Origin of the sequence: Streptomyces sp. NBC_01723, assembly GCF_036246005.1 — a bacterium.
Taxonomy (GTDB): Bacteria; Actinomycetota; Actinomycetes; order Streptomycetales; family Streptomycetaceae; genus Streptomyces.
Window position 1 is genome coordinate 3,121,541 of record NZ_CP109171.1, and the last position, 24,898, is coordinate 3,146,438.

Genomic DNA, 24,898 nt, shown 5'->3' on the forward strand with positions numbered 1-24,898 from the left:
TACGCCGAAGGGCCGGCCACCACGGGTGACCGGCCCTTCCACCGCTGCGGCCCCCTGAGGCACCGCACCGTCACTTCTTGCGGCGTCGCCCGCCCTTGGCCTGCTTGCGGCGCTCCGCGCGCGTGAGTCCGTCCGACGCGGCCTGCGCGGGCTCGCCGTCGGTGGAGAAGTCGCCCTCGACGACACCTCCCTCGCCGTCCACGGTCGGCGCGGAGAAGTGCAGGTCCCGTCGCTGCGGGGCGTCGAGGCCCTTGGCCCGGATCTCCGGGCGGGCGCCCGCCTGGGCCGGGACCGCGTCCTGCGCGCCCTTGTCCAGGGACGGCGCCGCTTCCTCGACCGGAACCTCCTCGACCTGCTGCTCGACCTGGACCTCCAGGTTGAACAGGTAGCCGACGGACTCCTCCTTGATGCCCTCCATCATGGCCTGGAACATGTCGAAGCCCTCGCGCTGGTACTCGACCAGCGGGTCCTTCTGCGCCATCGCGCGCAGGCCGATGCCCTCCTGGAGGTAGTCCATCTCGTAGAGGTGCTCGCGCCACTTGCGGTCCAGGACCGACAGCACGACCCGGCGCTCCAGCTCGCGCATGATCTCGGAGCCGAGCTGCGCCTCACGCGCCTCGTACTGCTCCTGGATGTCGTCCTTGATGGACTCCTCGATGTAGTCCGCCGTCAGACCGGCCCGGTCTCCGGCCGCCTCCTCCAGCTCCTCCACGGTGACCTTCACCGGGTAGAGCTGCTTGAAGGCGCCCCACAGGCGGTCGAGGTCCCAGTCCTCCGGGAAGCCCTCGGCGGTCTCGGCCTGCACGTAGGCGTCGATCGTGTCGTTCATGAAGTGCTGGATCTGCTCCTGCAGGTCCTCGCCCTCCAGGACGCGGCGCCGCTCGCCGTAGATGACCTCGCGCTGCCGGTTGAGGACCTCGTCGTACTTCAGGACGTTCTTACGCGTCTCGAAGTTCTGGGTCTCGACCTGCGACTGGGCGGACGCGATCGCGCGCGTGACCATCTTGTTCTCGATCGGCACGTCGTCCGGCACGTTCGCCATGGACATCACGCGCTCGACCATCTGGGCCTTGAACAGGCGCATCAGGTCGTCGCCCAGGGAGAGGTAGAAGCGGGACTCACCGGGGTCGCCCTGGCGGCCGGAACGACCACGCAGCTGGTTGTCGATACGACGCGACTCGTGCCGCTCGGTGCCCAGCACGTAGAGCCCGCCGAGGTCCTTGACCTCTTCGAACTCGGCCTTGACCGCCTGCTCGGCCCGCTCCAGGGCGGCGGGCAGGGCCGCGGCCCACTCCTCGATGTGCTCCTCGGGGTCGAGGCCGCGCTGGCGCAGCTCCGCCTCGGCGAGGTCCTCGGGGTTGCCGCCGAGCTTGATGTCCGTACCGCGGCCGGCCATGTTCGTGGCCACCGTCACGGAGCCCTTGCGGCCCGCCTGGGCGACGATCGTAGCCTCGCGGTCGTGCTGCTTGGCGTTGAGCACCTCGTGCTGGACGCCACGCTTGCTGAGCTGCTGCGAGAGGTACTCGGACTTCTCGACGGAGGTGGTGCCGACGAGGATCGGCTGCCCCTTGCGGTGCTTCTCCTCGATGTCGTCGACGACGGCCTCGAACTTCGCGACCTCGGTACGGTAGATCAGGTCCGACTGGTCCTTGCGCACCATCGGCCGGTTGGTCGGGATGGGCACCACGCCGAGCTTGTAGATCTGATGGAACTCGGCGGCCTCGGTCATGGCCGTACCGGTCATGCCGGAGAGACCGGGCTGTTCCTTCTCGTTGTGGTCGTGGCGCTTGTAGAGGCGGAAGAAGTTCTGGAGGGTGATCGTGGCGAGCGTCTGGTTCTCGTCCTTGATGTCCACCCCTTCCTTCGCCTCGATCGCCTGGTGCATGCCCTCGTTGTAGCGGCGGCCGGCGAGGATACGGCCGGTGTGCTCGTCGACGATCATGACTTCGCCGTCGATGACGACGTAGTCCTTGTCCTTCTTGAAGAGTTCCTTGGCCTTGATGGCGTTGTTCAGGTAGCCGACCAGCGGGGTGTTCACCGACTCGTAGAGATTGTCGATGCCCAGCCAGTCCTCGACCTTGGAGACACCCGACTCGTGGATGGCGACGGTGCGCTTCTTCTCGTCGACCTCGTAGTCACCGGTTTCCTCGATGCCCTTGAGGGTGTTGCCCGCCTCGCCCTTCTTCAGGCGGGTGACCAGCTTGGCGAAGTCGCCGTACCACTTGGTGGCCTGGTCGGCCGGGCCGGAGATGATCAGCGGCGTACGGGCCTCGTCGACCAGGATGGAGTCGACCTCGTCGACGATGGCGAAGTTGTGGCCGCGCTGGACGAGTTCGTCCTTGGACCACGCCATGTTGTCGCGCAGGTAGTCGAAGCCGAACTCGTTGTTCGTGCCGTAGGTGATGTCGCAGCGGTACATCTCGCGGCGCTGGGCCGGCGTCTGGTTGGCGAGGATGCAGCCGACCGACAGACCGAGGAACTTGTGGACGCGGCCCATCATCTCGGAGTCGCGCTCGGCCAGGTAGTCGTTGACCGTGACGATGTGCACGCCCTCGCCGGACAGGGCGTTGAGGTAGGCGGGCAGGGTGCCGACGAGGGTCTTGCCCTCACCCGTCTTCATCTCGGCGACGTAGCCCATGTGCAGGGCGGCGCCGCCCATGATCTGCACGTCGTAGTGGCGCTGGCCCAGGACGCGCTTGGCGGCCTCGCGGACGGTGGCGAAGGCCTCGGGCAGCAGGTCGTCCAGGGTCTCACCGTCGGCGTAGCGCTGCTTGTACTCGTCGGTGAGGGCCCGCAGCTCGGCGTCGGAGAGGTCAGCGAAGTCCTCTTCGATGGAGTTGACCTGGTCCGCGATGCGGTGCAGCTTGCGCAGGATCTTGCCTTCGCCTGCACGCATGATCTTTGAGAGGACGGACACGGGGGTTGGTCTCCTTGCCGGTCGGGCCTGGGACGGTCGGTTTCCTGTCACGGACTGAGCAACGGCCATCGTATGCGAGGACCCCGGCACCCCGGGAGGCCCGCCGTAGCGGGACCGTCCACTCCTTGCATCCAGCTTCGCTGTCTGCCGTCACCGGGTTCAACGTCCGGGCCCCGCCGATGGTGCCGCACCCTCCGGCGAATTGAACGAAAAGTGACCACGTGTTCACGCAGGGCAAAAAGATGGCGCCCGCCACCGGAGGCCGCGCAGAATCGGCGGATGGAACCCGTCACCCTCACCACGGAACGCCTCGTCCTGCGCACGGTCGGCCCCCAGGACAACGATGCCGTGTACGCCGCCTGCCAGGACCCCGACGTCCAGCGCTGGACGACGATCCCCTCGCCCTACCTCCCCGAGCACGCGCGGGGCTTCACGGAGCAGATGGTCCCGGACGGCTGGGCCAACGCCTCGATGTTCACCTTCGGCGCCTTCCTCCCCGCCGGTGACCTGGCGGGCATGATCGGCATCACGATGATCTCCCTGGGCGTCGGCGAGCTGGGGTTCTGGAGTGCCAAGGAGTTCCGGGGCCGGGGCTACATCACGGAGGCATCCCTCGCCGTCGCGCGCTGGGCCTTCACCGAGCTGGCGATCGACCGCCTGGAGTGGCGCGCCGAGGTCGGCAACACGGCCTCCCGCGCGGTGGCCGATCGGGCGGGCTTCACCATGGAGGGCACGTTGCGCTCCGCGGCCAACAACAAGGGCGTACGCCGAGACTGCTGGATCGCCTCCCTCCTCCCCTCGGACCTGGCACTCCCGTCGACGGCGCCCTACTTGCCGGCGCAGACCGCGTAAGCGCGCTCAGCCGCCCAGCTGCGCGCAGTCGTGCCGCTGGGGCGGCACGGGTGGGCGATGGGGCCCCTCGAGCGAAGCCGAGAGCGGGGGAGGCACCCCCGCGACGCCGGGCTGCGCACCACCCGGCCCACCCCCACGCCGTCCACCTCGCGGGCGACCGGCACTGTCAGACCCACCCTCTATCGTGCGGACGTATGACGACCCTCCCGCCCCCCGCCACGGAACTGTCCGCAGACGAGGCCCGCCGCCTCGCCCTCCGCGCACAGGGCTTCCTCGGCGCCCCCGACCGCCGCGCGGGCGTCCGCGGCGTCCTCCGGCACCTGGGCGCGGTGCAGCTCGACACCATCTCGGTCCTCGCCCGCTCCCACGAGCTCATCCCGTACGCCCGCCTGGGCGCGGTCGGCCGCAAGACGGTCGAGGACGCCTACTGGAAGGACACTCACGCCTTCGAGTACTGGTCGCACGCCGCCTGCGTCCTCCCCATCGAGGAGTGGCCCCACTTCGCCTTCCGCCGCCGCGCCTACCGCAACCGCCCGCACTGGAACCACTCCCTCCCGGACGGCACCTACGACCAGGTCGTCAAGCAGCTCCGCACCGAGGGCCCGCTCACCGCGACGGACCTGGGCGGCGCGAAGCGGACCAGCGAGTGGTGGGACTGGTCGGGCACGAAGGTCGCCGTCGAGCGCGCGCTGATGTACGGCGAGGTGGTGTGCGTGGAGCGCCGCGGCTGGAAGCGGGTGTACGACCTCGCGGAGCGCGCGGTCCCGGCAGCGCTGCTCCATGACGACCTTGACGACACCGAGTGCCTGCGCCGTCTCGTACGGCTGGCCGGCGAGTCCCTGGGCGTGGGCACGCGCGCGGACATCGCGGACTACCACCGCCTCAAGGCCGAGCAGGTCGACGCCGTGATCGCCGACTCGGGTCTGGTGCCGGTCACGGTGGCGGGCTGGTCCAAGCCCGCCTGGGCGGACCCCGCCGCCCTGGAGACGGTCCCGCGCGGGCGTCACCGCACCACGCTGCTCTCGCCCTTCGACTCCCTGATCTGGGAACGGGCGCGCACGGAGCGGATCTTCGGCTTCACCCACCGCCTGGAGGCCTACGTGCCCAAGCCCAAGCGGGTGCACGGCTACTTCGCGATGCCGGTGCTGGCCGGCGGACGGCTCGTCGGCCGCGTGGACCCGGCGCGGGAGGGACGCACCCTGGTCGCCAAGCAGGTCAGACTGGACGGCCTCAAGGCCGCTCCGGCGGTGGCCCAGGCGCTGGTCGAGGCGGCGAGCTGGGTCGACTGCACGGACGTACGGGTGGAACGGGTCGACGCCCCGCACCTGCGCGAGGCCCTGGCGGCGGAGCTGGCCCGCCTGCTCGCCTGACCGGAGTCAGCGGATCTCGAGAATCTTCTCCCGCATCGCGTACACCACGGCCTCCATCCTGGAGTGCAGCTGCAGTTTCTCCAGGATGTTGCGGACGTGGTTCTTCACGGTGTTCTCGGAGATGAAGAGTTCCTTGGCGATGTCCCGGTTGTTCATTCCGGTGGCGACGAGCTTGAGGACCTCCAGCTCGCGATCGGTGAGCCGCGGCGCCGGCACCAGTCGGCGTTCGTCGGTCCGCTGAATCATCGACTTGAACTCGGTGAGCAGTTTCGACGCCATGGACGGACTGATCTGAGACTGCCCGTCGGCCACCGCGCGAATGGCGGTGGCCACTTCGTCCGTGGAGATCTCCTTGAGGAGATAGCCGGTCGCGCCCGCCTTGATCGCGTCGTAGAGGTCGGCCTCCTCATCACTGATCGTCAGCATGATGATCTTGGCGCTGGGGGCCACTTCCTTGATGGAGGTGCAGGCCTCGATCCCGCCCCGCTTGGGCATCCGCACATCCATCAGGATGATGTCCGGCAGCAGATCTGCGGCCTTCTCCACGGCCTCGGCGCCGTCACCGGCCTCGCCGACGACCTGGATGTCCTCCTCGGCCGCGAGCACGATCTCGAGGCCCCGGCGGAAGAGGGCGTGGTCGTCCACGACCAGGACCCTGATGGGTTCCTCGCGTGTGGAGCCCACGTCCGCGTCCGGCCCCAGGCCGGCGGCCCCGTCGTCGATCCCGTGGTCGACGCCCGCACCCCGCATCGGTCCGAAACTGTCCGCCATCGTTCCTCCCCCTGAAGGCTTTGGCCCGTGGTCCTGCGCCATCGCCAACCCAGAGCAACGGCCCACCGGTTGGGCCGTTGCCGCCATGATTCCATGTCCGACGGACAACGGGGTGACCGCGCGGGTCCCGGAGGGGTCGCACACCCTCGCGCACCGTCGCACACCGGTGCCCCTGGGGGCGCACACGCGCTCCAGGGGCACCGGTCCGCTGTCACCCGGCGGTGGTCAACCGCCGAGCGCGTCGCCCGCGTCGGGGGCGTGCGCCTGGGTGACCATCGTGTCCGTGGTGAGGTGGATCACGCCGTAGTCGTAGGCGTGCCGCCGGTAGACGACACTGGGTTCCTTCGTCTCGGAGTCGACGAACAGATAGAAGTCGTGCCCGACCAGTTCCATCTCGTAGAGCGCCTGGTCGAGGGACATCGGCGCCGCCACGTGGGTCTTCTCGCGGACGACGAGCGGCCCGTCGCCCTGGACCTCCAGCGAGCCGATCTTCCTGGTGGGGACGCCGTCCTGCTTCTCGGTCGGGACGACGTCGCCGTTCCCGTTGAGTGTTGCCGCGCCGGGTACGTGGTCGGCGACCTCGGCCGCCGGGATCCGGCGTGCGCCGCGGCGCGAGAAGCGCTTGTCGTGCTGCTTGCGCAGTCGTGCGCCAAGCTTCTCCGCCGCCAGGTCGAGCGCCGCGTACGGGTCGCTCGCCGCTGCCTCCGCCCGGATCACCGGACCGCGGGAGCGGAGCGTGATCTCCACTCGGTCACAGCGGTCGGCCTGTCGGGGGTTCGGCTCCTTGGACACCTCGACGTCGAGGCTGATCACCTTGCCATCGAGCTTCTGGATCTTCTCCAGCTTCAGCTTCTCGGCCACGTGCTTCCGGAACCGCTCGGGCACCTCGGTCTTGCGGCCCTTGACGACGATGTCCACGCAGAACTCCGTTCCCGGATCGCTCCGCTTCCATGGCGGAGCATCTCCCTTTTGCACCAGGTTCCGGTGTACTCCGGAACCTCGGACTCGGTGACGTCCACCTCCTCCCCCGCGGGCGAGATCTCCACTCCCCCGGTGCGGGTGATGACGGTAAAACCCGCAGCACGGCATTCGGATTTGAGAGGTGTGGCCTGCGGCTTTGCCTCACAACCGAACATATCTCGCCCGGGTGGATGTCGTCACCCTCTACCGCGACGTACCTCCGTTCCGGTGAATAGGACCTCTCATTACCTGCAACGACGTAAGTTCCCAGTCAGTTCCGGTTTATTTTCGAAAGAATCAGGTGAAGCTGCGACCACTGCCGCGCAGATCGCTTCACGGAACGCGCCATCTCCTCCGTTGGGTCCCGCCATTTGCGGCCCGGTCTTCCGTTCCTCTCTGCCTTCCCCCGCCACCGACGGATACACAGCCGATCTCGCCTTCCCGTACGTGTGGGGCCCCGTCCGCGACTCAGCCGCGCGCACGGCACGTGCCGCCTCGGTCAGGGACGCCCCCGTCGTCATCAGGTCGTCGACCAGGACGACCGGGCCGCCGCCGCACAGGAGCCGGCCGCCGCCAGGAGCCACCGCCAGGGCGCCGGCGAGGTTGTCCAACCGCTGCCGGGCGTCGAGGTCCGCCTGGTCGGCCACGGGATGCCGCTGGCGCAGCAGTGCGGCCACCCGGACGGGCACCCCGGTGCGCCGCAACTCCCCCGCCGCCGCGAGGGCGATCCGCCGCGCCGGGTCGTGCCCGCGTCTGCGCACCGCCCGGCGCGCCGACGGCACGGGCACCAGAAGCACCGGGCCCGGTACGCCGTCCGCTCCCCCGACGCCGGTCCACGCCTCGCGGAGCCCAGCCCGCACCGCTCCCGCCAGGGCCTCGCCGAGCGGCGGTGTGAGGGCCAGGACGCCCCGCTCCTTGTGCGCCAGCAGCGCCGCCCGCACCTCGTCCGCGTAGGGCGCTGCCGCGTGCACCGACGGCAGCCCGGACGGCTCCGGCACCGGCCGCACCCGGCGCGGCTCGGACCCGCTCAGGGCGGTGCGGCACCCTGGGCACAGCACCGCCCGGGACCAGCCGCAGCCGCCGCACTCGGCCGGCAGCACCAGGTCCGTGAGGTCTCGCCACCAGTCCCGCAATCTCCACATGGCCACCACTGTGCCAAGCCCGGCGAAACCCGGCCAGGCCTGTGGAAAACGTCTCCGGGCCCCTGTGGAAAACCGTTGGGGACGATGTCTCAGCCCGGATAGACGGGAGCCGTCCCCTCCGTGACCTTCTGCCACTGGAGCCCCGACGGCAGCCGCACGATCAGGTCCTCGGAGTAGGCCACGAGCGGCAGCCGCTCGTCCTCGGTCGCGGCGATCTCCTTGACGCCGGTCAGGGCGGCGGGCACGGAGGCCTCCGGCGTCGAGCCGTCGACCTGGACGTATCCGACCTGCTGGACGCCGCCGCGCTCGCGCCCGACCACCACGAGCCTGCTGTCACCGGCCCACGACATGGCCGTGACCTCCTCCAGCTCGGGAGTGGCGGAGCGCAGTTCGAGGACGGTGACCGCAGGCCGTTCGCCCGCCCTCTCGTCCCGTTCGATCCGCCCGATGAGCAGCGACCGCTTGCCGTCCTTCTCCACGATGAGCGCGATCCGCACCCCGTCGGCCGCCGCCCGCACGGCCTGCACCCGCCCGTCGAGACCCGGCGTGCGCACCTCCACCGGCTCACCGGCGCCCTTCTCCAGCAGCAGCAGCCGCGGGTCGGCCGGGTCGCGGTCGGCGATCCACAGGTCGCCCTGCGCGTCCCAGCTGGGCGGGGTCAGCCGGTCGGCCTCCGCCTTGCCCTTGCTGAGCAGCACGGGGTCGCCGAGCGAACCGCCCGACACCAGGGAGCCGACGTACAGCGACTTGTTGTCGAGGCCGATACCGGCGGCGCTGTGCTCGTCGCGCGACACCGCCACCGCCCGCAGCGCCTTCTCACCCTCGCCGAGCGGGCCGGGCACGGGTTCCGCCCGGGTCCCGTTGCTGCCCGCGGCGATCCGGACCAGGCGGTCCTCGTCGTCCACGAAGTACAGGTAGTCGGGCCGCTGTGCCGAGCCCCGCGCGGCGACCGTCTCCGCGCGGTCCTCGCTGAGCGAACACAGCTGCTCACCACCCGCGCGCAGCTCGACCTCCTCCACCGCCGGGGTGAGGTTCTGCAGCGTGAACAGGAGCTGGGCGGCCATCTCGTCGCACTGGTCCTGATCGGCGCCGGCGGCCTTCTCGTTCAACGGGACGGTGAGCTTGCTGCGATCGTCGGGCGTCAGCGAACCGGCGTTCTTCGCCAGCGCCGTCCCGGTCGGGAAGCTCGACCTCACCACGGGCCCGAGCAGGCCCGACGGCCCGCCGATCAGAGAGCTCACCACCTGGGTCATGGGGTCCACCCGCCGACGGAGGTACACCGGGTCGGCCACGGCCGCCGGCTGCGGGCTCGCGCCCTCGTCGGCCGCCGAGCGCACCGCGGTGTTCGAGGCGAAGTAGTACCGGTTGACCGACATGTAGTTGCGCTGGAAGTCCGACTTGCCCATGACGACGCCCTGCGGCAGCTGGTCGATGCGCCACTGCTTGGTCTTGCCGTCCCGGGTCAGGTGCACCGACTGCCGGTACGCGCCGTCGGCCGGCGAGTACGACTGCTGGGCGTCCACCGTGGCGACCTTGGCGCCCGTCAGGGTCACCGAGTAGTCGTTGGCTTCCTCGCGGCTGCCGGAGTGGTCCGACTCGGTACCCGGGCCGCCCGCGAGCACGGTCGCCGACTCGTCCGGCCGCCAGTTCTCCGCGGCATCGCCGGTCAGATACTTGCGTGCCGTCTCATAGTGCGGATCGTCGCTGGTCAGGGCCTCCAGAAAGCCCTGCACGATGTCGGAGGGCGGCGCGTCCTCCCGCGGCGGCATCGCGAACACCCGCACCTGCGGGTCCTGCCGCGGTGTGGACTCCACCCCGCGCAGATCCCCGCTGTCCGGCATGGACGCGCATCCCGCCAGCAGCACGACGCCGCCGACGGCGTACCCCACCACACGTGCCGGCCTGCGCCGACCGCCTCCCCCGCGGTCAGCGCCCACGAGATGCCTCCCCTTGCCTGCTCGGATCCTCCGACCGGGTGCCCTGACTGCCGTCCGCCTCCGCGGGACCGCCGTCCTGTCTCCGGGCGCCCGGCGGCGCGGGCCTCGGCACCACGCGCGCCCCGTTGCCCGGAAGGGCCGTCGGGTCGGCCGTGGGGGCCGCCATGGCCGACCTCGACGGTATCGGGCCCCGCGCGGGCACCTGGGACGTCTGTCCGGCCGACGCCTGCGCCGGGACACCCGCCGCCTTGTTGTCCGCACCGCGCGGGGTGGCGTTGTCGTCGAGACCGGCGTCGTGGAGTCCGCGGTTGCGCCGCGAGTCCGCCGGCTCCAGCGGTATCGGTGAGCCCCGCAACGGCTCGTCCGCGGTCCTGGGCAGCGTCAGCCGGAACTGCGAGCCGCCGCCCGGTTCGCCCCAGGCCTGGAGCCAGCCGCCGTGCAGCCGCGCGTCCTCCAGGGCGATCGACAGTCCCAGCCCCGTACCGCCGGTGGTACGCGCGCGTGCCGGGTCGGCCCGCCAGAAGCGGCTGAACACCCGCGTGGCCTCGCCCGGCTTGAGCCCGACGCCGTAGTCGCGCACTCCGACGGCGACCGCGCCGCCGGCCGCGGCGAGCTTGACGACGACGTCCCGCCCCTCGCCGTGCTCGACGGCGTTGACGACGAGGTTGCGCAGCACCCGCTCGACACGCCGGGCGTCCGCCTCCGCGACGACGGGCTGCTGGTCGCCGACCACGCGGATCGGCGTGCCCTTGCGCTCGGCGAGCGGCTCCGCACCGCTGACGACCCGCCGTACGACCTCCCTGAGGTCTATCGGCTCGGCCTCCAGGGCGGCGGCGCCCGCGTCGAAGCGGCTGATCTCCAGCAGGTCCGCGAGCAGCGTCTCGAACCGGTCCAGCTGGTCGGCGAGCAGTTCCGCCGACCGCGCGGTGACCGGGTCGAAGTCCACGCGCGCGTCGTGGATGACGTCGGCGGCCATCCGTACGGTCGTCAGCGGCGTACGCAGCTCGTGCGACACGTCGGACACGAACCGCCGCTGCATCCGCGACAGGTCCTCCAGCTGGCTGATCTTGAGCTGGAGGTTCTGCGCCATCTTGTTGAAGGCCTCGCCGAGCCGCGCGATGTCGTCCTCTCCGGTGACCTTCATACGTTCCTGGAGCCGCCCCGCGGACAACCGCTCGGCGATGCTGGCGGCCATCCGTACGGGTGTGACGACCTGGCGCACGACGAGCCAGGCGATGGCACCGAGCAGTACGACGACGAAGAGCCCGGCCGTCGCGAGCGTGCCTCTGACGAGGCTGAGGGACTTCTCCTCCTGGGTGAGCGGGAAGAGGTAGTACAGCTGGTACGGCTCGCCGTTGGGGTCGTTGACCTGCTTGCCGATGACCAGCCCGGGCTGGGAGCCCTGGTCGGAGTTGTAGACGATCCGGGTGTAGCTCTGGGCCGCAGCGGTGTCGCCGTCGATCCGCTCCCGCAGGGCCTCCGGGACGCTGACCGCCCAGTCGACCGATCCGGAGGCACGCGGGCCGCGTCCGCTGCCGCTCTCGCCGCCCATGGGGAGCGTGACCACGTCGAAGGCGCCCTGGCCGCCGCTGGAGAGCGACTTCACCAGTTCACTCATCCACTGGATGACGTTCTGCGAGGGCCGGCCGTCCGCGGGGTTGGTGTCGTCGCCGTCGGCGCCCGCCGCCTCCTCCGCCTTCTGCTTGGCCGCCGTGAAACCGCCGGTGGCCTGGCTCTGGGACGCCTTCACCTTGGCGTCCAGCAGTCCGTTGCGGACCTGTCCGATCACCACGAAGCCGAGCAGGAGCACCACACCCAGCGACATCAGCAGCGTGGTGACGACGACCTTGAGCTGGATGTTGCGCCGCCACAGCCGCATGACGGGCAGCAGCGGACGCCGCACCCAGCGTATGAACAGCCGGATCACCGGGCTGCCCTGCACCCCGCCGTGCAGGAGCCCGCCCTTCAGCAGGCGGCCGAAGCGCGAACCGGCGGGCGGGGGGCCGACAGGCCGTCCGGCGCGGGCCTCGGACCCGGGCGCCGAAGCGGCACTGTCCCTGGTCATGTCAGCTCGGCCCGGCCTTGTAGCCGACGCCGCGAACGGTCACCACGATCTCCGGCTTCTCCGGGTCCTTCTCGACCTTGGAGCGCAGCCGCTGCACATGCACGTTGACCAGCCGGGTGTCGGCGGCGTGCCGGTAGCCCCAGACCTGCTCGAGGAGCACCTCGCGCGTGAACACCTGCCACGGCTTGCGGGCCAGCGCCACCAGCAGGTCGAACTCCAGCGGCGTCAGCGCGATCGACTGCCCCTCGCGCTTCACGGAGTGACCGGCCACGTCGATGACCAGGTCGCCTATGGCGAGCTGCTCCGGTGCCGGTTCCTCCGACCTCCTGAGCCGCGCCCGGATACGGGCCACCAGCTCCTTGGGCTTGAACGGCTTCACGATGTAGTCGTCGGCGCCCGACTCGAGACCGACCACGACGTCGACGGTGTCACTCTTCGCCGTCAGCATCACGATCGGCACACCCGACTCCGCCCTGATCAGGCGGCACACCTCGATGCCGTCCCGACCGGGCAGCATCAGGTCGAGCAGCACCAGATCGGGCTTGGTCTCCCGGAAGGCGGCCAGCGCCTTGTCGCCGTCGGCTACGAAAGATGGCTCAAAACCCTCACCACGCAGCACAATGCCGAGCATCTCGGCCAGTGCGGTGTCGTCGTCGACGACAAGGACTCGTCCCTTCATAAACGACATCATCCCATTAGCTAATCGTTACCTGGCGTGACCTGGCACACAGCTCGGCGAGGGCCTCGCCGGTCACGGGCGAAACCACGCCTTCCTCGGTGACGATCGCCGTCACCAGCTCGGGCGGAGTCACGTCGAACGCCGGGTTGTACGCCTGGGTCCCCAGGGGTGCCACCGGAATCCCGCCTCCCGCTCCCGTCACCGGCACCTGAGGCGCTGTGAACTCGGTCACTTCATGTCCGGGACGCTGTTCCACCTCGATGGCGGCCCCGTCCGGCGTGTGCGGATCCACCGTCGTGACCGGCGCCACCACGATGAACGGTACGTGGTGGTAGCGCGCGAGCACCGCGAGCGGATAGCTCCCCACCTTGTTCGCCACCGATCCGTCGGCCGCGATACGGTCCGCGCCGACCAGCACGGCGTCCACCTCGCCCGCCGCGAACAGCGAACCCGCCGCACTGTCGGTGAGCAGGGTGTACGTCATGTCGTTGCGGGCCGCCTCGTATGCCGTCAGGCGAGCACCTTGCAGCAAGGGACGCGTTTCGTCCACCCACAGGCGTCGCAGCCGCCCCTCCCGGTGCGCCGCGAGCGCCACCGCGAAGGCCGTGCCCTCCCCGCCCGACACCAGCGAGCCGGAGTTGCAGTGCGTGAGAACGCGGTGTCCGCCGGCGGGCAGCAACTCGTCCAGCAGGGCCAGTCCGTGGGCGGCCATCCGCGCGCTGGCCTGGGCGTCCTCCTGGTGCAGGGCCCGTGCCGCCGTCAGCGCCGCCGCTGCCGCCTCCCGTGTGTCGCCGGTCCTGGCGAGCGCCTCCCGGTGAGCGTCCTGCGCCCGGCGTACCCCGACGGCGAGGTTCACCGCGGTGGGCCGGGCCCCGGCCAGCGCGGCTGCGGCCTCCTCCACCTCGAAGCCCCGGACGGCGGCGAGCGCGACCCCGTAGGCGCCCGCGACACCCAGCAGCGGCGCCCCGCGCACGGCGAGCGAACTGATCGCCTCGACGAGTCCGGCCGGGTCCGTGCAGACCAGCTCGACCTCCTCGGCCGGCAGCCTGGTCTGGTCCAGCAGGACCAGCACCGGGCCTTCGGGGGGCTCCTCCCAGCGGAGCACGGGGATCTCGGTCGGCCGCTTGTCCTCGCCGTTTCGCGCGTCCTGATCAGCCATGCGGTCAGTCTGCCCCCTATCCGGCGGACAATTGAAGGTGTGCAGCCCATACCGCGCCCGGTCCGCACCCGGGCACCCCATGGCACGATGGCTGCCAACCTGCCGCCGCGCCCGCGGACGGGCACCGTGAAGGAGCGACGATGAACGACACTCCGGGCTGGGCCTCGCCCGGATCCGCCCCGTCCGACGGGCGGGAGCCTGGCGCGTCCGGCCCCGCCGAGCCCGCCGACCGGCCCGTCGGTCCCGATCAGCCCGCGGACCAGCCGGGCGCGGAACCGACGAGTCCCGGCACGAAGTGGTCCAAGGAGCAGCCGCCCCCCGGCCAGTGGTCCGCCCCCACCGGCCCCGGCGACCAGGGGCAGGGGCAGACCCCGCCTCCGCCGCCCCCCGGCCCTGGCTGGGGCGCCCCGCCCCCCGGACCTCCCGGCGGCGGCTACGGAGGCCCCGGTGGCTACGGCGGCCAGGGCGGCGGCTACGGCGCCCCCGGTGGACACGGTGGCTGGGGAGGCGGCTGGGGCGGCCCGCCGCCCGCGGCCAAACCCGGCGTGATCCCGCTCCGCCCGCTCGGTGTCGGCGAGATCCTCGACGGCGCGGTCTCCACGATGCGCACCTACTGGCGCACGGTCCTCGGCATCTCCCTGACCGTCGCCGTCTTCACGGAGATCATCGTCGTGCTGCTCCAGGGCCTCGTCCTGGACAACACCGGCACAGAGGCCCTCAACGACCCCGACGCCTCTCTGAGCGAACTCGGCGACGCCCTCACCGAGACCACGATCAACTCGGGTGTCGTCTTCCTGATCTCCCTGATCGGCACCGTCCTGGCCACCGCGCTGCTGACGACCGTCACCAGCCGTGCCGTGCTCGGCCGTCCGGTGACCGCCGGCGAGGCCTGGCGGGACGCCCGCCCCCAGGTGCTCAAGCTGTTCGGCCTGATCATCCTGCTGCTGCTCATCGTCGCGGGCATCGTCGTCGTCGGCATGGCGCCCGGTCTCCTCGTGGCGGCCACCGCGGGCGACGAGGCCGGCGTGGCCCTGACCGTCCTGGGCGTCATCGCGGGAGGGGTCGTCGCGGTGTGGCTGATGGTCCGCTTCTCGCTGGCGTCCCCCGCGCTGATGCTGGAGAAGCAGGGCATCAAGAAGGCGATGAGCCGCTCCGTGAAACTGGTGCGCGGCTCCTGGTGGCGGGTCTTCGGCATCCAGCTGCTCGCCACGATCATCGCCAACGTCGTCGCGTCGATCATCGTCATCCCGTTCGCCTTCCTCGCCGCCGCCCTCGGCGGCGACGGCGTCAGCGGCTTCCTGGAGGGCACCGGGGACCTCGGCTGGACCTTCCTCATCGTCAGCGGCATCGGCTCGGTGATCGGCTCCATGATCACCTTCCCGATCACTGCGGGCGTCGCCGTACTGCTGTACATCGACCAGCGCATCCGCCGCGAGGCCCTCGACCTCGAACTTGCCCGCGCCGCGGGCACCCAGGGCTCCGGCGCCCCCGGCGCCGTCCCGGGGAGCTGACGGGGTGAGCCCAGCGGGGGGAGTTCTCACAGAGACGTCGCACATCGCCGTACGCACGCTGTCGCGCACCGGCGACAGCCTCGTACGGTCGCTGTCGCGCTCCGGCGACGAACCGCCGGTGACGATTCCGCGCGACCCCGCGCGGGAGGCCGCTGAGCGCGAGCTGTCCAAGGGCATGTACCACGAGAACGACCCCAGCTGGTTCCAACGGGCCCTGGACACCTTCTGGGAATGGATCGACGAGCTGTTCGCCAGGGCGTCCACGGCGACGCCCGGAGGAACGCTCGGCCTGGTCGTCGTCGTCCTGGCCGTCGCAGCGGTACTGGGCGCCCTCTGGTGGCGCCTGGGCACCCCACGCCGCGGGCCGGCCTCCGCCCCCGCCCTGTTCGACGACCGCCCCCGCAGCGCCGCCGAGCACCGCGCCGCCGCCCAGGCACACGCCGCCCAGGGCCACTGGAACCAGGCCGTCCAGGAGCGCATGCGGGCCGTCGTCCGCGCCTTGGAGGAACGCGCCCTGCTCGACATCCGGCCCGGCCGCACCGCCGACGAGGCGGCCACCGAGGCCGGCCGCGCCCTGCCCGCCCAAAGCGACCGACTGCGGGCCGCCGCCCGGGACTTCGACGACGTCACGTACGGCGGCCGCCTGGGCACCGAGCAGGCGTACCGGCGCCTCACCGAACTCGACCACGACCTGGACCGCAGCAAGCCGCACCTGGCGGGCAGCACGCCCGGTAGCAGCGGGAGCGGCACGGACACCCGCCGGGGAGCCGCCGGATGACCACCGAGGCCACGATCCCCACCACCTCGGCCTCGCCCACCGCCCGCCAGATCTGGTCGCGCGGCCGGGGCGTCGCCCTCGCACTCGTCCTGCTGCTCGCCGGGGCCGTGGCGATCGCCGTCGTCCGCTCCGGCGACCACCACGGCGAACTCGACCCGCGCTCCGCCGACCCCTCCGGCAGCCGCGCGGTCGCCGAACTCCTCGCCGACCGGGGAGTCTCCACGCGCGTGGTCAGCACCCTGGACGACGCCCGCGCCGCGACCGGCCCGGACACCACCCTGCTGGTCGCCGCCCCCGACCTCCTGACCGAGCGTCAACAGACGCGCCTGCGCTCCGCGGTCACCGGATCCGGCGGCCGCACCGTCCTCGTGGCCCCCGGCGGCCCCGCCGTCGAACGTCTCGTCCCCGGCGTCACCGCCGACCCCGCGCTCAGCTTCGACTCGACGCTGGCCCCCGCCTGCGACCTGCCCGCCGCCCGGCGCGCGGGCACCGCCGACACGGGCGGCCTCCGCTACAGCACCCACATCGAAGCCGACGCCTGCTACCCCAGCCGACGCCTGGCCACGCTGCTGCGCGTCCCCGACGCCTCCGCGGAGGGCACCCGGGGCGACACCGTCGTCCTCGGCGCCCGCGACATCCTCGTCAACGACCGCCTCGACGACCACGGCAACGCCTCGCTCGCCCTGCAACTCCTCGGCTCCCGCGACCATCTGGTCTGGTACCTCCCCTCGCTCTCCGACGTCCCCGACCCGGACGACGAACGCAGCTTCTTCGACCTGCTCCCCTCCGGCTGGCTCTGGGGCACCCTGCAACTGTTCATCGCCGCCACCCTCGCCGCCCTGTGGCGGGCACGCCGGCTCGGCCCCCTGGTGCCCGAGAAACTCCCCGTCGCGATCCGCGCCTCCGAGACCGTCGAAGGCCGCGCCCGCCTCTACCGCAAGGCCAACGCCCGCGACCGCGCGGCCGCCGCTCTTCGCTCCGCCACCCGCACCCGCCTCGCCCCCCTCGTAGGCGTCCCCGTCTCCCAGGCGCACACGCCCGAGTCCCTGCTCCCCGCCCTCTCCGCCCACCTCCACGGCGACGGACAGTCCCTGCACACCCTCCTCTTCGGCCCGCCGCCCGGCGACGACGCGGCCCTGATCGCCCTCGCCGACCAACTCGACGCCCTCGAAAGTGAGGTACGCCGTCCATGATGGACCCGACCACTGACAACGCCGGGCAGAGCGGGGACCCGGGCAGCGCCCGCACCGCCCTCGAAGCCCTGCGCGCCGAGATCGCCAAGGCCGTGGTCGGCCAGGACGCCGCCGTGACCGGTCTCGTCGTCGCGCTCCTGTGCCGCGGCCACGTCCTCCTCGAAGGCGTCCCCGGAGTCGCCAAGACCCTCCTCGTCCGCGCCCTCGCCGCAGCCACCGAACTCGACACCAAGCGCGTCCAGTTCACCCCCGACCTGATGCCGAGCGACGTCACCGGCTCCCTGGTCTACGACGCCCGCACCGCCGAGTTCTCGTTCCAGCCCGGCCCGGCGTTCACCAACCTGCTCCTCGCCGACGAGATCAACCGCACGCCCCCGAAGACCCAGTCGTCCCTCCTCGAAGCCATGGAGGAGCGCCAGGTCACCGTCGACGGCACCCCCCGACCGCTCCCCGAGCCCTTCCTCGTCGCGGCCACCCAGAACCCCGTCGAGTACGAGGGCACCTACCCCCTCCCGGAAGCCCAGCTGGACCGCTTCCTCCTCAAGCTCACCGTTCCCCTCCCCTCCCGCCAGGACGAGATCGACGTCCTCACCCGGCACGCCACCGGCTTCAACCCGCGCGACCTGCGCGCCGCGGGCGTACGCCCGGTCACGAACGCCGCCGACCTCGACGCCGCCCGCGCCGAGGTCGCCAAGACGACCGTCTCCCCGGAGATCACCGCCTACGTCGTCGACATCTGCCGCGCCACCCGCGAATCGCCGTCCCTCACCCTCGGCGTCTCCCCGCGCGGAGCCACGGCACTGCTCTCGACCTCCCGCGCGTGGGCCTGGCTCACCGGCCGCGACTACGTCACTCCGGACGACGTGAAGGCCCTGGCCCTCCCCACCCTCCGCCACCGCGTCCAGCTCCGCCCGGAGGCCGAGATGGAGGGCGTGACAGCTGACTCCGTCATCAACGCGATCCTCGCTCACGTCCCCGTCCCCCGCTGATGGCACTCACCGGACGCGCCGCGCTCATCGCGGCCCTGGGCTCCGTCCCGATCGGCATCTGGGACCCCAGCTGGACGGGCATCCTCGCGGTCAACGCGCCGCTCGCCGCCGCCTGCGCCTGCGACTTCGCGCTGGCCGCCCCCGTACGACGCCTGCGCCTCACTCGTTCCGGCGACACATCCGTACGCCTGGGTGACACCGCGGACGTCACGTTGACGGTCACCAACGCGTCCACGCGCCCGCTCAGAGCCCGACTCCGCGACGCCTGGCCGCCGAGCAGCTGGCAACCCGGCACCGAGGTGGCGGCCTCACGCCACACCCTGACGGTGCCGGCCGGTGAACGCCGACGCACTACCACCCGCCTACGGCCCACCCGTCGCGGCGACCGCCACGCGGACCGCGTCACGATCCGGTCGTACGGCCCCCTGGGCCTCTTCACCCGCCAGGGCACCCACCGGGTCCCCTGGACCGTGCGCGTGCTCCCCCCGTTCACCAGCCGCAAGCACCTCCCCTCCAAGCTGTCCCGCCTCCGCGAGCTGGACGGCCGCACCAGCGTGCTCACCCGCGGCCAGGGCACGGAGTTCGACAGCCTGCGCGAGTACGTTCCCGGCGACGACACCCGCTCCATCGACTGGCGAGCGACAGCCCGGCAGTCCACCGTCGCCGTACGCACCTGGCGCCCCGAACGCGACCGCCACATCCTGCTCGCCCTGGACACCGGCCGCACCTCCGCCGGCCGCGTGGGCGACGCCCCCCGCCTCGACGCCACCATGGACGCCGCTCTGCTCCTGGCGGCCCTGGCCTCCCGCGCCGGGGACCGGGTCGACCTCCTCGCGTACGACCGCCGGGTGCGCGCCCTCGTTCAGGGCCGGACCGCGGGCGACGTGCTCCCCTCCCTGGTCAACACCATGGCGAACCTGGAACCCGAGCTCGTGGAGACCGACGCCCGCGGCCTCACCGCCACCGCACTCCGCTCGGCCCCGCGCCGCTCGTTGATCGTCCTCTTCACCACTCTCGACGCGGCGCCGATCGAGGAAGGGCTCCTCCCGGTCCTGCCGCGACTGACACAGCGCCACACGGTCCTCCTGGCCTCGGTGGCAGATCCGCACGTCGCGGGGATGGCGAAGGCCCGCGGCCACACGGACGCCGTGTACGAGGCCGCCGCGGCCGCACAGTCCCAGGCCGAACGCCGTCGCACGGCGGACCAGCTCCGTCGACACGGCGTCAGGGTCGTCGACGCCACCCCGGACGACCTGCCGCCGGCACTCGCAGACGCCTATCTGGAACTGAAGGCGGCCGGACGCCTGTAAAGGGCTGAGGCGGGGCCCTTTGGCTCCGCCTTCATTTCCCCCTAAACGCAGAAAGCCCCGCACCGTTCCCGGTGCGGGGCTTTCATACAATGATTGTTCGGCGGCGTCCTACTCTCCCACAGGGTCCCCCCTGCAGTACCATCGGCGCTGTAAGGCTTAGCTTCCGGGTTCGGAATGTAACCGGGCGTTTCCCCTACGCTATGACCACCGAAACACTATGAAACAGACAACCAGCCGCCCCTGTGACCGGGGGCGGGTTGTTCGTGGTTTCAGAACCAACACAGTGGACGCGAGCAACTGAGGACAAGCCCTCGGCCTATTAGTACCGGTCACCTCCACACCTTGCGGTGCTTCCAGATCCGGCCTATCAACCCAGTCGTCTACTGGGAGCCTTAACCCCTCAAGGGGGTGGGAGTCCTCATCTCGAAGCAGGCTTCCCGCTTAGATGCTTTCAGCGGTTATCCCTCCCGAACGTAGCCAACCAGCCATGCCCTTGGCAGGACAACTGGCACACCAGAGGTTCGTCCGTCCCGGTCCTCTCGTACTAGGGACAGCCCTTCTCAAGACTCCTACGCGCACAGCGGATAGGGACCGAACTGTCTCACGACGTTCTAAACCCAGCTCGCGTACCGCTTTAATGGGCGAACAGCCCAACCCTTGGGACCGACTCCAGCCCCAGGATGCGACGAGCCGACATCGAGGTGCCAAACCATCCCGTCGATATGGACTCTTGGGGAAGATCAGCCTGTTATCCCCGGGGTACCTTTTATCCGTTGAGCGACGGCGCTTCCACAAGCCACCGCCGGATCACTAGTCCCGACTTTCGTCCCTGCTCGACCCGTCGGTCTCACAGTCAAGCTCCCTTGTGCACTTACACTCAACACCTGATTGCCAACCAGGCTGAGGGAACCTTTGGGCGCCTCCGTTACTCTTTAGGAGGCAACCGCCCCAGTTAAACTACCCATCAGACACTGTCCCTGATCCGGATCACGGACCCAGGTTAGACATCCAGCACGACCAGACTGGTATTTCAACGACGACTCCACCCACACTGGCGTGTGAGCTTCAAAGTCTCCCAGCTATCCTACACAAGCCGAACCGAACACCAATATCAAACTGTAGTAAAGGTCCCGGGGTCTTTCCGTCCTGCTGCGCGAAACGAGCATCTTTACTCGTAGTGCAATTTCACCGGGCCTATGGTTGAGACAGTCGAGAAGTCGTTACGCCATTCGTGCAGGTCGGAACTTACCCGACAAGGAATTTCGCTACCTTAGGATGGTTATAGTTACCACCGCCGTTTACTGGCGCTTAAGTTCTCAGCTTCGCCCCACCGAAATGGAGCTAACCGGTCCCCTTAACGTTCCAGCACCGGGCAGGCGTCAGTCCGTATACATCGCCTTACGGCTTCGCACGGACCTGTGTTTTTAGTAAACAGTCGCTTCTCGCTGGTCTCTGCGGCCACCCCCAGCTCGGAGTGCAAGACTCGTCACCGGATGTGGCCCCCCTTCTCCCGAAGTTACGGGGGCATTTTGCCGAGTTCCTTAACCATAGTTCACCCGAACGCCTCGGTATTCTCTACCTGACCACCTGAGTCGGTTTAGGGTACGGGCCGCCATGAAACTCGCTAGAGGCTTTTCTCGACAGCATAGGATCATCCACTTCACCACAATCGGCTCGGCATCAGGTCTCAGCCGTATGCAAGGCGGATTTACCTACCTTGCGGCCTACACCCTTACCCCGGGACAACCACCGCCCGGGATGGACTACCTTCCTGCGTCACCCCATCACTCACCTACTAACCGCTTGGTTCGGCGGCTCCACCACTCCCCTCAACTCCGAAGAGATCAGGGCGGCTTCACGGCCTTAGCATCACGATGCTCGATGTTTGACGCTTCACAGCGGGTACCGGAATATCAACCGGTTATCCATCGACTACGCCTGTCGGCCTCGCCTTAGGTCCCGACTTACCCTGGGCAGATCAGCTTGACCCAGGAACCCTTAGTCAATCGGCGCAAACGTTTCTCACGTTTGTATCGCTACTCATGCCTGCATTCTCACTCGTGAACCGTCCACAACTCGCTTCCGCGGCTGCTTCACCCGGCACACGACGCTCCCCTACCCATCCATACAGGCGTTGGCCCTATTGTATGAATGACACGACTTCGGCGGTACGCTTGAGCCCCGCTACATTGTCGGCGCGGAATCACTAGACCAGTGAGCTATTACGCACTCTTTCAAGGGTGGCTGCTTCTAAGCCAACCTCCTGGTTGTCTGTGCGACTCCACATCCTTTCCCACTTAGCGTACGCTTAGGGGCCTTAGTCGATGCTCTGGGCTGTTTCCCTCTCGACCATGGAGCTTATCCCCCACAGTCTCACTGCCGCGCTCTCACTTACCGGCATTCGGAGTTTGGCTAAGGTCAGTAACCCGGTAGGGCCCATCGCCTATCCAGTGCTCTACCTCCGGCAAGAAACACACGACGCTGCACCTAAATGCATTTCGGGGAGAACCAGCTATCACGGAGTTTGATTGGCCTTTCACCCCTAACCACAGGTCATCCCCCAGGTTTTCAACCCTGGTGGGTTCGGTCCTCCACGAAGTCTTACCTCCGCTTCAACCTGCCCATGGCTAGATCACTCCGCTTCGGGTCTTGAGCGTGCTACTGAATCGCCCTGTTCGGACTCGCTTTCGCTACGGCTTCCCCACTCGGGTTAACCTCGCAACACACCGCAAACTCGCAGGCTCATTCTTCAAAAGGCACGCAGTCACGAGACACCAAGCAAGCTTGATGTCCGACGCTCCCACGGCTTGTAGGCACACGGTTTCAGGTACTATTTCACTCCGCTCCCGCGGTACTTTTCACCATTCCCTCACGGTACTATCCGCTATCGGTCACCAGGGAATATTTAGGCTTAGCGGGTGGTCCCGCCAGATTCACACGGGATTTCTCGGGCCCCGTGCTACTTGGGTGTCTCTCAAACGAGCCGCTGATGTTTCGACTACGGGGGTCTTACCCTCTACGCCGGACCTTTCGCATGTCCTTCGCCTACATCAACGGTTTCTGACTCGTCCCACGGCCGGCAGACCGTGGAAGAGAGATCCCACAACCCCGCACACGCAACCCCTGCCGGGTCTCACACGTATACGGTTTGGCCTCATCCGGTTTCGCTCGCCACTACTCCCGGAATCACGGTTGTTTTCTCTTCCTGCGGGTACTGAGATGTTTCACTTCCCCGCGTTCCCTCCACACTGCCTATGTGTTCAGCAGCGGGTGACAGCCCATGACGACTGCCGGGTTTCCCCATTCGGAAACCCCCGGATCAAAGCCTGGTTGACGACTCCCCGGGGACTATCGTGGCCTCCCACGTCCTTCATCGGTTCCTGGTGCCAAGGCATCCACCGTGCGCCCTTAAAAACTTGGCCACAGATGCTCGCGTCCACTGTGCAGTTCTCAAACAACGACCAACCACCCATCACCCCGAGAAGAATCCCGAGTGCACTGGGGCCGGCACCGAAGACCCAGCCATACGGCCGTGCCCTCAGATACCCAACAGCGTGCCCGACACAGTTCCCTCTCCAGAGTCACGTTCCACGCCGAAGCAGTACTAGTGATCCTTCAAGTCGACCGTGCCGAGTAGTCAACGTTCCACCCATGAGCAACCAGTGCGAGACATTCGCTCGCATGCTGGCCTCTGACCAGCCAGAGGCTGGTAAGAAGTGCTCCTTAGAAAGGAGGTGATCCAGCCGCACCTTCCGGTACGGCTACCTTGTTACGACTTCGTCCCAATCGCCAGTCCCACCTTCGACAGCTCCCTCCCACAAGGGGTTGGGCCACCGGCTTCGGGTGTTACCGACTTTCGTGACGTGACGGGCGGTGTGTACAAGGCCCGGGAACGTATTCACCGCAGCAATGCTGATCTGCGATTACTAGCGACTCCGACTTCATGGGGTCGAGTTGCAGACCCCAATCCGAACTGAGACCGGCTTTTTGAGATTCGCTCCACCTTGCGGTATCGCAGCTCATTGTACCGGCCATTGTAGCACGTGTGCAGCCCAAGACATAAGGGGCATGATGACTTGACGTCGTCCCCACCTTCCTCCGAGTTGACCCCGGCGGTCTCCCGTGAGTCCCCAGCACCACAAGGGCCTGCTGGCAACACGGGACAAGGGTTGCGCTCGTTGCGGGACTTAACCCAACATCTCACGACACGAGCTGACGACAGCCATGCACCACCTGTACACCGACCACAAGGGGGCGACCATCTCTGGCCGTTTCCGGTGTATGTCAAGCCTTGGTAAGGTTCTTCGCGTTGCGTCGAATTAAGCCACATGCTCCGCCGCTTGTGCGGGCCCCCGTCAATTCCTTTGAGTTTTAGCCTTGCGGCCGTACTCCCCAGGCGGGGCACTTAATGCGTTAGCTGCGGCACGGACAACGTGGAATGTTGCCCACACCTAGTGCCCACCGTTTACGGCGTGGACTACCAGGGTATCTAATCCTGTTCGCTCCCCACGCTTTCGCTCCTCAGCGTCAGTATCGGCCCAGAGATCCGCCTTCGCCACCGGTGTTCCTCCTGATATCTGCGCATTTCACCGCTACACCAGGAATTCCGATCTCCCCTACCGAACTCTAGCCTGCCCGTATCGACTGCAGACCCGGGGTTAAGCCCCGGGCTTTCACAACCGACGTGACAAGCCGCCTACGAGCTCTTTACGCCCAATAATTCCGGACAACGCTTGCGCCCTACGTATTACCGCGGCTGCTGGCACGTAGTTAGCCGGCGCTTCTTCTGCAGGTACCGTCACTTTCGCTTCTTCCCTGCTGAAAGAGGTTTACAACCCGAAGGCCGTCATCCCTCACGCGGCGTCGCTGCATCAGGCTTTCGCCCATTGTGCAATATTCCCCACTGCTGCCTCCCGTAGGAGTCTGGGCCGTGTCTCAGTCCCAGTGTGGCCGGTCGCCCTCTCAGGCCGGCTACCCGTCGTCGCCTTGGTGAGCCATTACCTCACCAACTAGCTGATAGGCCGCGGGCTCATCCTGCACCGCCGGAGCTTTCGACCCTCACAGATGCCTGCGAGGTTCAGTATCCGGTATTAGACCCCGTTTCCAGGGCTTGTCCCAGAGTGCAGGGCAGATTGCCCACGTGTTACTCACCCGTTCGCCACTAATCCCCACCGAAGTGGTTCATCGTTCGACTTGCATGTGTTAAGCACGCCGCCAGCGTTCGTCCTGAGCCAGGATCAAACTCTCCGTGAATGTTTACCCGTA

General features: G+C 68.8%; 14 protein-coding genes, 3 rRNA genes and 1 pseudogene. 7 read left to right on the forward strand and 11 right to left on the reverse strand.

All coding sequences use genetic code 11. The annotated features are described in order from the left end of the window. Positions 1-70: 70 nt before the first annotated feature. Entirely contained in the window at positions 71-2,917 is a 2,847-nt protein-coding gene (gene secA, locus OIE75_RS14470) for a preprotein translocase subunit SecA (protein ID WP_307012619.1), read from the reverse strand. Between the two features lie 279 nt (positions 2,918-3,196). On the opposite strand from secA, the gene OIE75_RS14475 reads away from it, so the two are divergent. Both OIE75_RS14475 and OIE75_RS14480 read left to right on the forward strand, forming a co-directional pair. After that, positions 3,197-3,769: a GNAT family N-acetyltransferase gene (locus OIE75_RS14475; protein ID WP_307012621.1), complete on the forward strand. Its 573-nt coding sequence runs from the start codon at positions 3,197-3,199 to the stop codon at positions 3,767-3,769. Positions 3,770-3,963: 194 nt separating this feature from the next. Next, positions 3,964-5,139 (forward strand): winged helix-turn-helix domain-containing protein, encoded by a 1,176-nt coding sequence (locus OIE75_RS14480; RefSeq protein WP_307012623.1) that lies wholly within the window; start codon positions 3,964-3,966, stop codon positions 5,137-5,139. 6 nt (positions 5,140-5,145) lie between these two features. On the opposite strand, the gene OIE75_RS14485 is transcribed toward OIE75_RS14480, so the two are convergent. The 7 genes and pseudogenes from OIE75_RS14485 to mtnA all read right to left on the reverse strand — a co-directional run bounded on the left by OIE75_RS14485 (position 5,146) and on the right by mtnA (position 13,852). Next, positions 5,146-5,910, reverse strand: coding sequence for a response regulator (locus OIE75_RS14485; RefSeq protein WP_307012625.1), 765 nt, complete (start codon positions 5,908-5,910; stop codon positions 5,146-5,148). Positions 5,911-6,135: 225 nt separating this feature from the next. After that, a complete protein-coding gene (hpf, locus tag OIE75_RS14490) occupies positions 6,136-6,828 on the reverse strand; it encodes a ribosome hibernation-promoting factor, HPF/YfiA family (protein WP_307012627.1) in 693 nt (230 codons plus the stop codon). A 313-nt stretch (positions 6,829-7,141) separates the two neighbouring features. Then, a pseudogene (locus OIE75_RS14495) lies at positions 7,142-8,003 on the reverse strand (ComF family protein). A gap of 98 nt (positions 8,004-8,101) precedes the next feature. After that, positions 8,102-9,949 (reverse strand): LpqB family beta-propeller domain-containing protein, encoded by a 1,848-nt coding sequence (locus OIE75_RS14500; protein WP_307012631.1) that lies wholly within the window; start codon positions 9,947-9,949, stop codon positions 8,102-8,104. Continuing rightward, complete coding sequence (gene mtrB / locus OIE75_RS14505) at positions 9,939-12,014, reverse strand: MtrAB system histidine kinase MtrB (protein WP_329471139.1); 2,076 nt, start codon at positions 12,012-12,014, stop codon at positions 9,939-9,941. Before mtrB ends, OIE75_RS14500 begins: the two co-directional genes overlap by 11 nt. A 1-nt stretch (position 12,015) precedes the next feature. Beyond that, complete coding sequence (gene mtrA / locus OIE75_RS14510; protein WP_193776289.1) at positions 12,016-12,705, reverse strand: two-component system response regulator MtrA; 690 nt, start codon at positions 12,703-12,705, stop codon at positions 12,016-12,018. A 4-nt stretch (positions 12,706-12,709) separates the two neighbouring features. Then, on the reverse strand, positions 12,710-13,852 hold the full coding sequence (gene mtnA, locus OIE75_RS14515) for an S-methyl-5-thioribose-1-phosphate isomerase (protein WP_329471140.1): 1,143 nt from the start codon (positions 13,850-13,852) through the stop codon (positions 12,710-12,712). A gap of 140 nt (positions 13,853-13,992) precedes the next feature. On the opposite strand from mtnA, the gene OIE75_RS14520 reads away from it, so the two are divergent. Genes OIE75_RS14520 through OIE75_RS14540 form a run of 5 tightly spaced genes read left to right on the forward strand, consistent with a single transcriptional unit; the run spans position 13,993 to position 19,633 of the window. Further along, positions 13,993-15,363, forward strand: a complete 1,371-nt coding sequence (locus OIE75_RS14520) for a glycerophosphoryl diester phosphodiesterase membrane domain-containing protein (RefSeq protein ID WP_329471141.1) — start codon at positions 13,993-13,995, stop codon at positions 15,361-15,363. A gap of 4 nt (positions 15,364-15,367) precedes the next feature. Continuing rightward, entirely contained in the window at positions 15,368-16,141 is a 774-nt protein-coding gene (locus OIE75_RS14525) for a DUF4129 domain-containing protein (RefSeq protein WP_373462962.1), read from the forward strand. Further along, complete coding sequence (locus OIE75_RS14530; RefSeq protein ID WP_329471142.1) at positions 16,138-17,334, forward strand: DUF4350 domain-containing protein; 1,197 nt, start codon at positions 16,138-16,140, stop codon at positions 17,332-17,334. Before OIE75_RS14525 ends, OIE75_RS14530 begins: the two co-directional genes overlap by 4 nt. Further along, complete coding sequence (locus OIE75_RS14535; RefSeq protein ID WP_329473990.1) at positions 17,334-18,323, forward strand: AAA family ATPase; 990 nt, start codon at positions 17,334-17,336, stop codon at positions 18,321-18,323. The genes OIE75_RS14530 and OIE75_RS14535 overlap by 1 nt, the downstream gene beginning before the upstream one ends. Continuing rightward, positions 18,323-19,633: a DUF58 domain-containing protein gene (locus OIE75_RS14540; RefSeq protein WP_329471143.1), complete on the forward strand. Its 1,311-nt coding sequence runs from the start codon at positions 18,323-18,325 to the stop codon at positions 19,631-19,633. The genes OIE75_RS14535 and OIE75_RS14540 overlap by 1 nt, the downstream gene beginning before the upstream one ends. 95 nt (positions 19,634-19,728) lie before the next feature. On the opposite strand, the gene rrf is transcribed toward OIE75_RS14540, so the two are convergent. From rrf to OIE75_RS14555, 3 genes are all read right to left on the reverse strand, one after another. Then, a 5S ribosomal RNA gene (gene rrf, locus OIE75_RS14545) occupies positions 19,729-19,845 on the reverse strand. Positions 19,846-19,932: 87 nt separating this feature from the next. Further along, positions 19,933-23,055 (reverse strand): 23S ribosomal RNA (locus tag OIE75_RS14550). Positions 23,056-23,360: 305 nt separating this feature from the next. Continuing rightward, a 16S ribosomal RNA gene (locus tag OIE75_RS14555) occupies positions 23,361-24,886 on the reverse strand. Together the 16S, 23S and 5S rRNA genes form the textbook arrangement of a ribosomal RNA operon. Positions 24,887-24,898 lie beyond the last annotated feature (12 nt).